This window comes from Sorangium sp. So ce1014, assembly GCF_051521505.1.
Taxonomy (GTDB): domain Bacteria; phylum Myxococcota_A; class Polyangia; order Polyangiales; family Polyangiaceae; genus Sorangium.
This window is the reverse complement of sequence record NZ_CP150356.1, coordinates 11,161,343-11,177,221: the sequence shown is the minus strand read 5'-3', so window position 1 is coordinate 11,177,221 and position 15,879 is coordinate 11,161,343. Positions and strand designations below refer to the sequence as shown.

Annotated in this window: 3 protein-coding genes (1 of these 3 running past the window's edge); all 3 read left to right on the top strand. The window is 71.5% G+C overall.

The window, feature by feature from the left end:
• Tightly spaced (each overlapping or abutting the next), the 3 genes in view from WME75_RS42330 to WME75_RS42320 form a layout consistent with a single transcriptional unit that may run on beyond the window.
• On the top strand, nt 1–3,056 hold the end of the coding sequence (locus WME75_RS42330; RefSeq protein ID WP_437483074.1) for an SDR family NAD(P)-dependent oxidoreductase. Its footprint begins 17,191 nt before the window's first position; the window shows 3,056 of its 20,247 coding nt (coding positions 17,192–20,247); the start codon falls outside the window, past its left edge; it ends in the stop codon at nt 3,054–3,056.
• Nucleotides 3,053–14,746 carry an SDR family NAD(P)-dependent oxidoreductase gene (locus WME75_RS42325; RefSeq protein ID WP_437483072.1) on the top strand — a complete coding sequence of 3,898 codons (11,694 nt, stop codon included), beginning with the start codon at nt 3,053–3,055 and terminating at the stop codon, nt 14,744–14,746. Before WME75_RS42330 ends, WME75_RS42325 begins: the two co-directional genes overlap by 4 nt.
• Nucleotides 14,743–15,879 carry a lipase family protein gene (locus WME75_RS42320; protein ID WP_437483070.1) on the top strand — a complete coding sequence of 379 codons (1,137 nt, stop codon included), beginning with the start codon at nt 14,743–14,745 and terminating at the stop codon, nt 15,877–15,879. Before WME75_RS42325 ends, WME75_RS42320 begins: the two co-directional genes overlap by 4 nt.

Below are 15,879 nucleotides of genomic sequence, written 5' to 3'. Positions count from 1 at the left end.
CCCCCAACGGCCACCGGCACGATGGGCCGTTCGAGCTCGAGGTCGACTCATCCGATCCGGCGGGCTGGTCCAACCTGCTCGCGTCGCTCGGGGACAGGGGCATCAGCGCCTTCCACACCGTTTACTTCCTCGCCGGACTGCGCGCCGGCAACGAGCCCCTTCCGCTGGATCTGCGCGCCGTGAACCGCTCCACCGAGCTGGGCGTCATCGCGCTCTACCGCCTGACGCAGGCCCTTTTCGCGCGCGGCGCGCTCGGGCGGACGCCGATCGAGATCAGGATCGCCACGGCCAACGTCCACCGCGTCCACGCCGCGAGCGAGGTGAGGCCGCACTTCGCCGGGCTCCACGGCTTCGCCATGACCCTCTCCCAGGAGTTCCCCACGGCGAGGGTGACCTCGCTCGATCTCGACCTGATGGACCTCACGGACCCCCGCTCGGTGGAGGAGCTCGCAGCGCGGCTCCTTCCGCTCCGGCGGGAGCCGCCGATCCTCACCGGCGAGCAGGTCGCGATCCGCGGCGGGCGCCGCTGGGTACGGCGGCTGTTCCCCCTCGCGACGCCGAAGCCGGCGCGGCCGGTGTTCCGTAACCGGGGCGTCTATCTGATCCTGGGCGGAGCCGGCGGCGTCGGGAGGGAGCTCTGCCGCGACCTCGCGCGCCGCCACAAGGCGCGCCTCGTCATCGTGGGCCGTAGCCCGCTCGACGAGGCGCGGCGCCGGCTCCTTGCGGAGATCGAGGCCGAGGGGGGCGAAGCCCTCTACGTGCGAGCCGACGCCTCCGATCTCGACAGCATGCGCGATGCCGTCGATGCGGCTCGGGCGCGCTTCGGCCGAATCGTCGGCGCGTTCCACTCCGGCCTGGTGCTGTCGCGTGAGGCGCTGAAGGAGCTCGGCGAGCAGAGCCTGCGCGCGGTGCTCGCGCCCAAGATCGCGGGCAGCGTCGCGTTCTATGAGAGCCTTCGCGACGAGCCGCTCGATTTCATGGCCTTCTTCTCCTCTGCGCTCTCCTTTGCCTGCACCGAGGGGCGCATCCACTACGCGGCCGCCAGCACCTTCGAGGACGCCTATGCGTGCTCCCTCATCGACCGCGCACCGTTCCCCGTCGCGCTCGTGAACTGGGGTGTGTGGGACGTCAACGAGGTCGACCCGACGGGCCGGTCGCGCCTCGAGGGGCAGGGGGTCAACTTCTTCGCTCCTGAGGATGGGATTGAAGGGCTCCGCCGCATCCTCGATCTCCGCGCAGGTCAGGTCCTGTGCATGGCGCTCGACGAGCTCGGAAGAGAGCAGGTTGGCGTGGTCGCGGGTCCATTCGAGCCGCGGCCGTCCGAGCCGCGGCCGTCCGAGCCGCGGTCGCTCCTCACGAGGCTGCCCGAGATCGTCACGCCGCCCGACGCCGCGTTGGTCCAGAGGCTCAGGAACGCCTCCGACGAGCTCGGGGACTTTGTGCGCCTCCTGCTCCTCGACGCGTTCCACCGCATGCGCTGCTTCCTCCGGCGCGAAGAGCGTTACGAGCCCGCCCGGCTCGCGGCGGACCTGCGCATCGTGCCCGCGCGGCAGCGCCAGTTCGACGCGCTGCTGACCATCCTCGAGAACGCCGGCTTCGTGACGCGGGCTGCAGGGGAGGTCGTATCCACCCAGGAAATCGAGCGCGTCGTCACGAGCGGAGCGCTCGAACGGCTCGACGAGGGGCGCGAGCGCCTGCTGGAGCGCTATCCGGAGGTGAAGTCGCAGCTCAAGGTGGTGAGCCTTTGCGCGCAGCGCCTGCCGGAAATCCTCCGCGGCGAGGTCCCGGCCACCGACGTGCTGTTCTCGGATCCATCCAACCTCGCGAATATCTACGGCAACAACACGACCGCCGCGTACTTCAACGACCAGGTCGCGACGATCTGCCGGGCCTACATCGATTCTCGGCTCGCGCAGAATTCGCCCGGCGAGCGGGTCACGATCCTCGAGATCGGTGGAGGCACCGCGAGCACGACCGTGCCCGTCCTCAAGGCCATCGAGCCCTTCGCCGACCGCATCACCTATACCTTCACCGATCTCTCACGCTCCTTCGTCGCGCTCGGGCAGCGGCGGTTCAAGGCCGCGTACCCGTTCCTCGAGGCACGCGTCCTGGATATCGAGCGCGACGTGGCCGAGCAGGGCTTCGCGGTCGGCAGCTACGACCTGGTGATCGCAGCCAACGTCCTGCATGCCACACGGAGCCTCCGCGATACGGTCCGGCACGCGAAGTCGCTCCTCAAGCCGGGCGGCTGGCTGGTCCTCTACGAGGTGACGCGGAACCTGGATCTGCTCACCATGATCTTCGGCTGCCTCGACGGGTGGTGGCTCTACACCGACCCCGCCGAGCGCATCGCGCACTCGCCGCTCTCGGCCGTCAGCGGATGGTTCAAGCTCCTCGGGGAAGAGGGCTTCACCATGGGCGGCGCCTTTGGCGAGGGAGATGGGTCGACCGACGCCTGGTACCAGGCGGTGCTCGTCGCCGAGCGCAAGGACCTGCCTGCGCGGCAGGCCGCCGCTCCCGAGACCCGAGCCGTCCCGTCGCAGGCGGCGCCGCTGCCGGCCGCGCCCTCGCCGGCCGCGACGCCTCCGCGCGAGGGCCGGCCGGCTCGAGGCGCGGGCGAGAAGGCGGCCGAGCTCGAGAGGCTCGTGAACGACAGCCTCACCAGCGTCCTGCAGATCGGCCGCGACAAGCTGGATCTCGATCAGCCGTTCCTCGAGATGGGCGTGGACTCCATCATGGCAGTCGACATCATCAATCAGATCAACATGGGGCTCACGGTGCGTCTGAAGACGACCGATCTCTTCAATCTCACCACGCCGCGCATGCTCCTCGATCACCTCCTGACGAACGTCGAGGAGCCGTCGAACGATGCGGCCGCGCCGCCGCCGAACGGCCCCGCCCGGGAGGAGCCCGCGCCGCCGCCAGCCGCTGACGCCGCGGGCGACGACGAGCTGCGAGACCTCCTGAGGCGCCTCGGGAGCGGTGAATCTGTCGAGCTGGGCCAGCTGCTAGAGCTGTCCAAGAGCAACGCTCAGGAGGAGACCAGCCAGCGATGAGCGAGCGATTCGAGCCGATGCAGTCCCGGGAAATAGCCATCATCGGGATGTCTGGCCGCTTCCCGGGCGCACGCAACCTGCGTGAGTTTTGGGCCAATCTAGTCGAGGGGCGCGTCTCCATCGGCGAGGTCCCGGCGTCGCGCTGGGACGCCGGAGCGCTCTACGACCCGGACCCGAAATCGCGCGGCAAGAGCGTCAGCAAGTGGGGCGGGTTCATCGACGACGCCGACGCCTTCGACCCCCGGTTCTTCCGCATCACGCCGCGAGACGCGGTCTACATGGACCCCCAGCAGCGCCTCTTCCTCGAAGAGAGCTGGAAGACCTTCGAGGACGCCGGCTACTCCGACCGCGATCTCGACGGCGCGCGCTGCGGCGTCTTCGTCGGCTGCAAGATCGCCGATTACCTCATCCGCCTGCAGGGCCTCGGCGATCGGGTCGAGGGCCACGCCATGAGCGGCAATGACATATCGATGCTCCCCGCGCGGCTCTCCTATTTTCTCAACTTGCGCGGCCCGAGCCTCCCGATCAATACCGCTTGCTCGTCGTCGATGGTCGCCCTCCACCTCGCGTGCGAGAGCCTCCTCGGCGGCACCTGCGACATGGCCCTCGTAGGTGGCGTCGAGCTGATGACCAGCCCCGGTATCTTCCAAGCGCTCAGCAGCGCGGGCGCGCTCGCGCCGAGCCCCGAGTGCCGGCCGTTCGACGACCGCGCCAACGGGGTCGTGCTCGGCGAGGGCGTCTGCGCTGTCTTGCTCAAGCCCCTCGCGGCTGCGCTGGCCGACGGAGATCCCATCCGCGGCGTCATCAAGTGCTCGGGCATCAACCAGGACGGCAGGAGCAGCGGTATCAGCGCGCCCAACGGCGCCTCCCAGACCGCGCTCGTCACGGACATCTACCGCCGCGCCGGGATCGATCCCGAGACCATCGGCTATGTCGAGGCGCACGGGACGGGCACGGCCCTCGGCGATCCGATCGAGATCCACGCGCTGACCGACGCGTTCGGGCACTTCACGCGGAAGCGCCGGTACTGCCCGATCGGCTCGCTCAAGGCCAACATCGGCCACCCGCTCTCGGCCGCCGGGCTGGCGGGCATCATCAAGGTCCTGCTCTGCCTCGAGCACGGGCAGCTCCCGCCGGCCGCGGGCTTCTCGCGCGAGAACCGCCTCATCAACTTTGAAGACAGCCCCTTCTTCGTGAACACCGCGCTCCGCGCGTGGCCTCAGGGCGGCTCCCCCCGACGCGCCGCCGTGAGCTCCTTCGGATTCAGCGGCACCAACGCGCACGTGGTCGTGGAAGAGCCGCCCGTCGCCGCTCGCCAGAGGGCGCGCTCGCACGCGGGGCCCCACCTCGTCCTGCTCTCGGCGAAGACCGAGGAGGCGCTGCGCTGCCGCGTCGACGATCTGAGGCGCTGGCTCCTCGAAGACAGGGGTCGCCACACGGTGACCGACGTCGCCTACACCCTGCACCGGGGCCGCGCACACTTTTCACGGCGCCTGGCCCTGGTGGCCGACAGCGCTGACGACCTTGTCGGCCGGCTCGAGCGCGTCGGCTCGGGAGCCGCTGCACCGTCGCTCGACCGGGCCTCCAGCGTGGCCCTGAAGGCCGTCGAAGATCGCATCGCTCGGCACCTCCACGGAGGTGGCCTCGGGTCGGAGGGCCACCGGGGTGCGCTCATGATGCTCGGGGATCTGTACCTTCGGGGATACCTCCCCGACTGGCGCCACCTCCACCCGGAAGGAGGAGCGCGCGTCCCGCTCCCGATCTACCCCTTCACGCGCGAGCACTACTGGCTGCCTTGGTCGGCCTCCACCGCGGCGACCTCCGCCGCCCCGGCCGCGCAGGCTGCGCCGAGCCCGTCGCCTGTCGCGGCCTCGTCCGAGAGGAACGCAGGCGAACTCCGGCTCCTCCGGGACGAGTGGGTGCCGGCGTCGCTCCCCGCGTCGACGTCCTCGGCGGGAGCGGACCTTCCGGAAGGCGACCTGCTCCTCTTCGGGCGCGACGAGGCGCTGTGGAGAGAGCTCCAGGCCCGCGTGGCGGGACCTCGGCGTCGCGTCGTGCTCGTCGAGCCCGGGGCGGACTTCGGCGAGGTGGGGAGCGACCGCTTCACGGTGCGGCTCGCGCACGAGGAGGATTTCGAGAGGCTGGTCGCCGCCGTGCGCGTTGCGTCGAGGCAGGTGGGCGCGATCCTCGTCCTCTCGTCCGCCAGCGGCGGTGACGAGGGCGAGGTCGGGATCGAGGAGCGCCTCGACGCCGGTCCTCGCTCGCTCTTCGCGCTCTGCCGCGCGCTCGCCAAGGCCCCGCCGCGCCGGCCGCTGCCGATCGTCTGCCCCGTCCCGCTCCTGCGCGGAGCGCCTGATCCGGTGCTGGCTGCCCTCACCGGCTTCGCCCGGACGCTCGACGCGGAGGCGCCGACGTTGAAGCTGAAGACCGTCGCGCTCGGGGCCGAGCGAGCCCCCACGGCGCACGTCGACATCCTCCTCGCGGAGCTCACGGCGACGGAGCCCGGCGGCACGGCGGTTCGCTATGACGGCGATCGGCGGCTCCGGCGCCGCTTCATCCTCGAGCCGCCGGGCGAGCTCCACCGGCAGGAGAGGGGGGCATCGCTCCTCCGCCGCGGCGGTGTCTACGTCGTCACCGGCGGCGCCGGCGGCATCGGTGCCATCCTTGCCGAGCACCTCGCCCGCACCGTGGGGGCGCGCCTTGTCCTCGCCGGGCGCTCCGGATCGAGCGAAAAGACGGACGCCCTGCTCGCGCGCGTCCGCGAGCGAGGCGGCGAAGCGCTCTACGTACAAGCGGAGCTCGCCCGCCGAGCGGATGTCGAGCGGCTGATCGACCAGGCCCGCGACCGCTTCGGGCGCATCCACGGCATCTTCCACGTTGCCGGTGTCCATCGGGACGCGTTGGTCCGGAACAAGCGCAGGAGCGACATCGACGCCGTCCTCGGCCCGAAGGTCCTCGGCACCCTCCACCTCGACAGCGCGACCGCCGACGCCGACCTCGACCTCTTCGTGTTGTTCTCGTCGCTCGCGGCCGTGCTCGCCAACCCGGGGCAAGCGGACTACGCGTATGCGAACGCGTTCCTCGACGCCTTCGCCGTCGAGCGCGAGGCGCGACGCGCGCGAGGCGAGCGGCGAGGGCGGACGAGCTCGCTCAACTGGCCTTACTGGCAGGACGGGGGAATGCGCCTCGCCGCCGCCGACGTCGAGGCCATCCGACTCCATACCGGCCTGATGCCGATGCCGAGCGCTGCCGGGCTCCGGGCGCTCGACGAGGCGGCGCTGCGCGAAGGTTTCGCGCGGCACGTGGTCCTCTACGGCGACGCGGCGAAGCTGGAGGCCACCCTGGCGGAGCAGTCGCCCGCGCCTCCGGAGAGGGCGCCGGCCGAGCGCCGAGGCACGGGCGAGAACGCCGAGGTCGTGTCGCTTCGCCGCGAGGTGGATCGGCTCCTCCGGAACGTCATGGCCAAGGCGACCCAGCTCGGCCCCGAGGAGATCGACCCGGAAGTGAGCTTCACCGAATACGGCGTCGACTCCGTGACGATCAAGGAGTTCAACGTCCGGCTCGACGAGCTCGTCGGCGCATTGCCGCGGACCCTCCTCTTCGAGCACGACAACCTGCGGAGCCTCTCGGACTACCTCGCCCGCCATCACACCGAAGCCCTGCGCCGAGCGCTCGGGCAGCAAGCCGAAGCGCCGCCCAGGGAGGCGGTGCCGCCGCGCGACGCCGCGCTGGCTGGGCTGACGGCCGAGCGCGCGTCGGCGGGCGAACCCCGCGCAGCGAGCATGGGTCGGCCCGACCGCGTCGGCGAGCAGGCCGCCGGGGCGCCGCTCGTCGACGCCGGCGACATCGCTGTCATCGGCGTGCACGGCCGGTATCCAGGGGCGGACGATCTCGAGACCTTCTGGAAGAATCTGGCCGAGGGGAAGGACTCCGTGACGGAGATCCCCGCCGGCCGGTGGCGTTACATCCCGCGCTACGACCCCGATCCCGAGCGGAGCCGCGAGGGCGCAATCTACTGCAAGTGGGGCGGCTTCCTCGACGGCGTCGACCACTTCGACGCGAAGTTCTTCGGCGTGTCACCGCGAGAGGCCGAGGTCATGGATCCGCAGGAGCGGCTCTTCCTCGAGACCGCGTGGGCCACGTTCGAGGACGCTGGATATACCCGCGAGCGGCTCCGCGCCCTCTCGACGGACGACAGGGGGGCGCCTGTCGGCGTGTTCGTGGGTGTCACGACGAACACGTACCTGCTCTACGGCCCGGAGGAGTGGCAGAAGGGCAACCTCGTGACGCCCGTCTCGGCTCCGTGGTCCATCGCCAACCGCGTGTCGTACCTGCTCGACCTCACCGGTCCGAGCGTGCCGGTGGACACGGCGTGCTCGTCGTCGCTCGTGGCGTTGCACTTCGCGGTCCAGAGCTTGCGGCGGGGGGAGTGCCGCATGGCGCTCGTCGGCGGGGTCAACCTGTACCTCCACCCCTCGAAGTACGTGAACATGTGCCAGGTGCACATGCTCTCGCCCACGGGGCGATGCCACGCATTCGGCGCGGACGCCGACGGGTTCGTCCCGGGCGAGGGGGTCGGTGCTGTGCTTCTCAAGCCGCTCGACGCGGCCATCCGCGACGGCGACCACATCTACGGCGTGATCAAGGGCAGCGCCGTCAACCACGGCGGCAAGACGAACAGCTACTCGGTCCCGAACCCGAACGCGCACACGCAGCTCATCAAGGAGGCCCTCCGGGACGCTGCGATCGACGCCAGCACCATCACTTACGTCGAGGCCCATGGAACGGGTACGGCCCTCGGGGATCCGATCGAGGTGCGCGGGCTGACCAACGCGTTCCTCACGCACACCACCGAGCGGGGCTTCTGCGCCCTCGGCACGGTGAAGACCAACATCGGTCACCTGGAAGCCGCCGCGGGGATCGCGGGGCTCACCAAGCTGTTGCTCCAGCTCGAGCGCGGCCAGATCGCCCCGTCCCTCCACGCGGACCGCCTGAACGAGGATCTTCAGCTCGACACCTCGCCCTTCTACGTCGCGCGGCGCCTCGCCGAGTGGCGCCCGGCGGACGGGGCGCCGCGGCGGGCAGGCTTGAGCTCGTTCGGCGCGGGCGGCGTGAACGCCCATGTCATCGTCGAAGAGGCCCCGGCCGATCTGCGCCGCGCGGCGCGCGCACCTCTCCCGGCCGTCGCGGTGCTCTCCGCCAAGAGCGAGCGCGCCCTCCGCACGTATGCGGAGGCGCTCCTCGGCCACGTGCGCCGGCGGCGCGACGCCATCGCCGTCGAGGAGGTCGCGTACACCCTCCAGGTCGGGCGTCAGCCGATGAGCGCGCGCCTCGCGCTCGTCGTGAGCAGCCTCGACGAGCTGGAGCGGGGCCTCGAGGGCTTCCTCGCCGGGCGCCACGGCGACGTGGAGTGGGTCTCAGGCGAGGTCACGAAGAACGGGCCGGCCTCGGGGTCGCTCCTCGAAGGCGAGGAGGGCGCGGCGTTCCTGCGCGCGGCGCTCGAGAACCGGCGCGTCTCCAAGCTCGCGCGCCTGTGGGTCGAAGGGATGCCGATCGACTGGAGCCTGCTCCACGCGGGCGCGACGCCGCGGCGCGTCCCGCTCCCCACGTACCCCTTCGAGCGGAGGCGGTACTGGATCCCGACGGTCGAGGCCCCGCGCGTGCCCGCCGCCGCCGCGATGAGCGCGGAGGGGGCGGCGACGCCGCTGCCGTTCCCCTTCGAGCGCACCGCTGCGCCGGACGGCACGAAGCGCTTCCGCGTGGAGCTCCGCGGGGACGAGTTCTACCTCCGCGATCACATCATCGACGGTCGACCCGTGCTGCCGGGCGTCGTCCTCCTCGAGATGGCCCGGGCCGCCGGTGAGCTCTCCGAAGGCAAGCCCGTCCGGGGGCTCCGCCAGGTGGTCTGGGTCAAGCCGATCGCCATCGACGGTGGTCCGCGCGAGATCGAGGTCGTCCTCCGTCTGGACGGGCCCGGGGCGCTCTTCGAGGTTCGCTCCTCGCGCGACGGGGCCACGGAGACGCACGCGCAGGGGCGGCTCGACTACGGCCCGCCGGCGGCCGTCGCGCAGCCCCCCGTCGACCTTCGCGCCATCGAGCGCCGCTGCCCGCTCCACCGGTCCGCCGGGGAGTGCTACCCCGAGCGCGGCGCGGACAGGGCCGCGGTGAGGATCGGCCCGAGCCTCCGCTCCATCGTGGGGCTCTGGAGCGGCGACCGAGAAGTGCTCGCCGAGCTCGCCCTGCCGCCTCACCTCGACGCCGAGCTCGGCGGGTTCTTCATGCACCCCGCGCTCCTCGACGGCGCGGTGCAGGTCGTGGTGAGCTTCGGCAGAGACGCCGAGACCGAGCTCCGCTGGCTCTTCTTCCCGTTCTCCGTCGACGCGGTCGAGATCTTCCGACCTTTCCCGCGGCGCGCGTACGCGCATGCGCGGCTCGTCCACGGGGGGACGCTGGAAGGTGCGTCCATCGTCAAGCTGGACGTCGAGATCGTCGACGAGGAGGGGGCGCTCCTCGCGAAGCTCGCAGGGGCCGCTTTCCGCATCGTCGATCGAGGGCTCGCGGACGAGCGGCGCGCGCGCGCCGCGGCGGACACGGCGCTCCTCTACTACACGCCCGAGTGGGTGCCATCGCCGCTTCCCGCGCTCGCAGGCCGTCCCGAGGCGCTGGGGCCCGTCCTGCTCCTCGACATGGACGGCCACCTCCACGAGGCGCTCCGACGCCGCCTTGACGCAGGGGGCGGCCCGCAGGCGCCGGTGGTGCTCGTCCACCCAGGGCCTGCGTTCGCGCGGACGGGCGAGAGCACCTTCACCGTCGCGCCGGGAGACGCCGGGAGCTTCCGCCTGCTCGTCGACGATCTCGCGGCGCAGGGCCTCGTGCCGTCGAGCGTGGTGTGCGCCTGGGGCGAGGACCGCTCCGACGTCGACGAGGGGGCGCTCCGGGCCGGGCTCGAGTCTGGCCTGTACACCCTCTCCGCGCTGAGCCAGGCGCTCGCCACGCAGAAGGGCCAGCAGATCCAGGTGCTCCACGTCCATCGCGCCGCGGATGCCGGGCCGCGGCCGAGCGCCGACGCCCTCGCGAGCTGGGTCCTCTCAGCGAACCTCGAGGCGCGGGGGCGCACGGCCAAGGCGCTGACGATCGTGGGCTCGATCTCGCCCTCGCAGCTCGCCGACATCGTCCTGGCCGAGCTCGACCCGGCCAGCCGAGGCGATGCTGTCGTCCGGATCGAGGGGGGGAAGAGGTGGGTCCGCAGCCTGCGCGCCTGTGATCTGGGCGGGGATCGCTCCGAGGGGCAGAGCGCGCTCAGGCGCGGGGGCGTGGTGCTCCTCGCGGGGGGCGCAGGCGCGCTCGGCCGGATCTTCGCGCGCCACCTCGCCGAACGCGTCGGTGCGAGGCTCGTCCTCATCGGCAGGTCGGCCCCGGCGGCGCGCCAAGAACAGCTGATCGCGTCGCTCCAGGCGCTCGGCTCCGAGGCGATTTACCTCCAGGCCGACCTCGCTCGTCGCGACGACGTCGTGGCGGCGGTCGAGCAGGCGCGAGCGCGGTTCGGTAACATCCACGGCGTCATCCATGCGGCCGGCCTCCTCACCGAAGGGTACGTGGCCGAGCGCCAGCGGAGCGCGATCGAGGAGGTCGTCGGGGTCAAGGTGCTCGGGGCGCTGCACCTCGACCAGGCGACGCGCGACGAGCCGCTCGACTTCTTCGTGACGTTCTCGTCCACGGCGTCGGAGCTCGGAGGCCCCGCCCAGGCCGATTATGCCTTCGCGAGCGGCTTCCTGGATCGCTTCGCCGCCTGGCGGGAGGAGGCCCGGGGAAGGGGGCAGCGCGCGGGTAAGACGCGGTCCATCGGCTGGTCCCCGTGGGAGGTGGGCACGGTTGATGCGAACGTCATGGAGTGGCTGCGCCGGACCATCGGCGTTGTACCCCTCGCCGCCGGCGCAGGGATCGCGTCGTTCGAGCGCGCGCTCTCGGCCCCATGGGCGCAGGTGGTCGTGCTCGCCGGCGCGCGCGAGAGGATCGCGCGGTACGTGGGCGAAAGAAGGCTCGGGGCGTCGGGCGCCGGGGCAGCGTCCGCGGCGAGCTCCAGGCGTCCCACCGCGCCGACGCCGGGCGCCGCGAGCGCGCCGGCGGCGGACTCCGGTAGTCGGATCGTCGCGCTCGGCCGTGAGCTCCTCGGGCTCGCCGCAGAGCTCCTCAAGCAGGACCCGTCGGAGATGGATCTCGAGACGGAGCTCAGCGAGTACGGATTCGAGTCGATCAGCCTCATCGAGTTCACCAATGCCGTCAACCGGCGGTACAGCGTCGAGCTGATGCCGACGGCATTCTTCGAGCACCGGACGTTCCACGCACTGGCGAGCCACATCCTCGACGCCTTCCCCGCCGCTCTCGCTGCCCAGCGCAGCGCGAGCCCCGGGCCGGCGGCGCGCGAGGAGGCCAAGCCCGTGGACGAAGGCCCCGGCGAGCGCCAGCCGGCTTCCGCCCCAGTCGCCGAGCCGCCCGCGGCGCCCCGCGCCGAGCCGCCCGCGGCGCCCCGCGCCGAGCCGATCGCGATCGTAGGCATCAGCGGCGTGATGCCAAGCTCGGAGGATCTCCAGGTCTTCTGGGAGAACCTCCGGGCGGGGCGCGCGCTCATCACCGAAACGCCTGCGTCCCGCTGGCGCTGGCAGGATCATGGTGAGGCGTCGAGGTGGGGCGGCTTCATGCCGGGAGTGGACCAGTTCGACCCCTTGTTCTTCGGGATCTCGCCCCGAGAGGCCGCCCTCATGGATCCACAGCACCGCCTCCTGCTGGAGCACACGTGGAAGGCCATCGAGGACGCGGGGCACAGGCCGTCCGATCTCGCGGGGACACGCACCGCCGTCTTCGTCGGCGTGATGAACACGGACTACGCGCAGCTCGTGAGCGAGCGCCTCCGGGAGATGGAAGCCCACGCGCCCATCGGCAACTCCCTCTGCATGCTCCCGAACCGGCTCTCCTATTTCTTCGACTTCCACGGCCCCAGCCAGCCGGTGGATACGGGCTGCTCGAGCGCGACCATCGCGGTCCATCGAGCGATCAAGGCGATCCAGGCCGACGGGTGCGAGATGGCCATCGCCGGCGGCGTGAACGTCATGCTGAGCCCGATGCAGAGCCTGTTCTTCAAGAAGGCAGGGATACTGAGCCGGGATCACCGCTGCCGCGCGTTCGACAAGGACGCCACGGGCACTGTGCGCGGCGAGGGCGTGGGAGCGATCCTGCTCAAGCCGCTCTCTCGGGCGCTCGCCGACGGCAACCCCATCTACGCGGTCATCCGCGCGAGCGGAGAGAACCACGGGGGGCACGCGCGCTCGCTGACCGCGCCGAACCCACGCGCGCAGGCCGATCTCGTCGCCGACGTCCACGAGGCCGCGGGGATCGATCCGACGACCGTCGGCTACATCGAGACCCATGGCACCGGGACGACCATCGGAGATCCCATCGAGGTCGACGGGCTCAAGAAGGCGTTCGACCGGCTCTACCGGTCTCGAGGCAAGCGCGTCGACGCGCCGCATATCGGCCTCGCCTCCGTCAAGACCAACGTCGGGCACCTCGAGCCGGCGGCGGGGATCGCGGCGATCTTCAAGGTGCTCCTCGCGCTCAAGCACCGCTTTCTCCCGGCGAACCTGCACTTCGAGGCGCTCAACCCGTTCATCAAGCTCGATGGAACCCCCTTCTACATCCTCGACAAGCCCCGCCCGTGGGATGCCCCCCGCGACGCCGCGGGCCGCGCTCTCCCGCGGGTCGCGGGCGTGAGCTCCTTCGGGATGGGCGGCGCCAACGCCCACCTGGTGCTCGAGGAGCTCCAGATCGAGCGCCGGCCGGCGCAGCCCGCCGCGGACATCCCGCAGCTCGTCGTCCTCTCGGCCAGATCCGAGGATCGGCTCAAGGCGTACGCGGAGCGCTTGCTGACGTTCCTCGGAGAGGGCGACGAGGCGACGCTCGAGGAGATCGCGTACACCCTGCAGGTCGGTCGCGAGAGCATGGAGTGGCGCTTCGCCACGGTCGTGTCGAACAAGCAGGCGCTCTTCCGCCGGCTGCGCCAGTTCCTCCGGGGCGAAGGCGCTGGGAGCGAGTACTTCTGCGGCGTCGCGAACGGCTCCTCCCGCGCGCGCGCGACAGACCCGATCGGCCCCGGCAACGGAGCCGAGGCGGACGCGCGCCGGCTGGAGGAGCTGGCCATCGCGTGGACGCGAGGGGCCAGCATCGACGTCGCGCGGCTCCATGCGGTGCCGCCGCGCCGCGTCCCGCTGCCGACGTACCCGTTCGCCCGTACCCGCTGCTGGCTCGGCGAGGACGGTTCGACCCTGCTCGACGCGGCACCGCCTCCAGCGAGCTCGGGTGGGGTGCACCCGGCAGCGGAGCGGAAGGAGGCGGTGTCCGAGGACGGTGGTCGCGAGCGAGGCGATCGGGCCAACGGTCAAAGCAAGCCGGCCGAGGCTGCGCTGAACGGGCGGCATCGCGCCGGGGAGCCGACGCCCACGCCGGCCAGCGACCGGCCGCCCGAGGCGATGGGAGGCATCGTGCAGCGGCTCCGGCGAATCGCGTCGGAGCAGCTCGGGGCCAGCCCGGACATCCTCCTTGAGGACGAGCCGCTCGCGAAGTACGGCATGGACTCCATCAACCTGACGACCTTCCTGGGCCGGCTGAGCGAGGAGTTCGGTCTCACCCTCGAGCCAGCGGCCTTCCTGGAGCACCCGACCCTGCGCTCGATCGCGCAGCATCTTCAGGAGGAGCTGCCCGCGCGGAGCGCGCCGCGCGAGGTGCCCCCGCGCGCCGCCGAGCGCGCCCGGCCGGCGCTGCCGCCCGAGGTCGTCGTGTTCAACGCCAAGGGATCGAGGCCGCCGTCGTTCTGGGTCCCGGGCGCCTACGGCTTCGTCGAGTCGTTCATCAGCCTCGCGGCGGCGCTCGGGCCTGATTACCCCGTCTACTCCTTCCGGTCGCGCGGCAACGATGGCAAGCGAATGCCGTTCGCGCGGGTCGAGGAGATGGCGGCTTACTATGCGGAGCAGGTGAGGGCGATCCATCCCGGGGGGCCCTACCTGCTCGGCGGGTACTCCTGGGGCGGCCTCGTGGCGCTCGAGACGGCGCAGATCCTGGCGCGGCGCGGCGAGTGCATCGGGAAGCTCGTCCTGCTCGACACCTATCCGCCCACCGAGCCGATCTACCGCATCATGCAGGAGCCGAAGCACACGTCCGACATCAAGCTCATCCTCGCGAACTACCTCACCGGCCATGGCGAGTGGAGCCAGAACATCACGCGCGAGGATCTCGATGGCGTGCCGCCGCGGCTGCACCTGGCCCACCTCGCCACGCTGGTCGCCGAGCGCGGGCGAACGCGCATGGCGCGCGACGAGATCTTCGGTTATCTCCGCGGAGCGACCGAGGTGAGCGAGTACGCAGCGGAGTCTTATGCGACCTACCGCCCGGCCCCTTACGACGCCTCCGACGTGCTTTACTTCCGATCTCAGGAGGGCGCCGACGACTACATCAACGGATACGACTACATCCGCCCCTGGAAGGACATCGTCCGCTCCAGGCTCGATGTCATCGAGTGCCCGGTGAGCCACGCCTACCTGACGGGCGAGCGCGCGCTCGAAATCATCCTGGGGCCGCTCAAGGCAGCCCTCTCCGAGATCGAAGTCCGGGACGCCGCGCCCCTCGTGGAGCTGTCATGAGCGTGCAGCCCATCTCCCGCGACAGCCTTGAGCCCGGCGGGCGGCTCACGGACGCTGCAGCGCGCGAGGTGCTCCTGCGCACACGCCAGGAGATGGTCACGCTCTCGTTTATCGCCTATGCCGGCCTGCTGGGGTGCGCTGGATTCCGGGCCGGCCGGCTGCAAGCGGAGCTGCTGCGCCTGCTGGACGAGCTCGCGCCCGTCCGTGATCGCTGGAGGCTCGCGTGGGGGCCTGCGGTCGACTCGCTGGCCATCGGCTTGTTCCCCTTCGATCATGTGCTCTTCGCGGTCGAGGACATCCAGGACGAGCACCGGCTCGCCGTGGTGGTCCGCGGGACGAACCCCGCCTCCATGATCACGATGCTCCTCGAGGTGGGGGCCATCTACCGGCAGCGCCCGTGGCCCTACGGGAAGCCGCGCGGCGAGCTCCGACCGAAGATCTCGGTGGGCATCGACCGCGGGCTGAGGGCGCTCTTGCGCCTCCGCGCCGCGGGCGGGACGCCCGGCGCAGGCGAGGCGCTCCTCGAGTTCCTCCGGCGCCGCGTCGCCGGGGCGCAGGGGCAGCTCGCGATCGCCACGACCGGCCACAGCTTCGGCGGCACGCTGGCCTCGACGCTGGCGCTCTGCCTCGCCGATCTGCAGGGGACCGGTGGGATCGCCGAGGAGATGCGCTGGGATCCGGAGGGCAGGGCGGTCGTGTCGACGACCTCGGTCGCTGGCCTCACCGCCGGCGACGCCGATTTCGCGCTCTACTCGGACGCGCGGCTCGGCGCGCGTTGCGACAGGCTGGTCAACTCGCTCGACGTCACGCCGCACTCCTACGCCGCCGAGGACCTCGCGCGCCTTCAGCATATCTACGAGCCCAGCATCCGGACCGCCCCGTTCCTCTGGTGGCAAGTGCAGCGAGCGCTCCGCCGTATGGAGCGCGGCGGCGTGAGCTATCGGCAAATCCGCCGAGACGCGGAGCCGCTCAGGGGCACCGTCCGGGACGGGAGCCGCAGCTTCCTCGCGCAGATGGCCTGGCAGCACACGAGCGGCTATCTCGAGCTGCTCGGCCTGCGCGGTACGATCGACGCCATGGCCATCCTGCGCGGTCGCCCGCGCACGGGCAAGGGAGGAGGCTCCGGGCGGTAG

What these genes read in the sequence shown, in the direction of transcription:
- WME75_RS42325 (WP_437483072.1), top strand. Translation starts at nt 3,053, where the DNA reads ATGAGCGAGCGATTCGAGCCGATGCAGTCCCGGGAAATAGCCATCATC.
- WME75_RS42320 (WP_437483070.1), top strand. Translation starts at nt 14,743, where the DNA reads ATGAGCGTGCAGCCCATCTCCCGCGACAGCCTTGAGCCCGGCGGGCGG.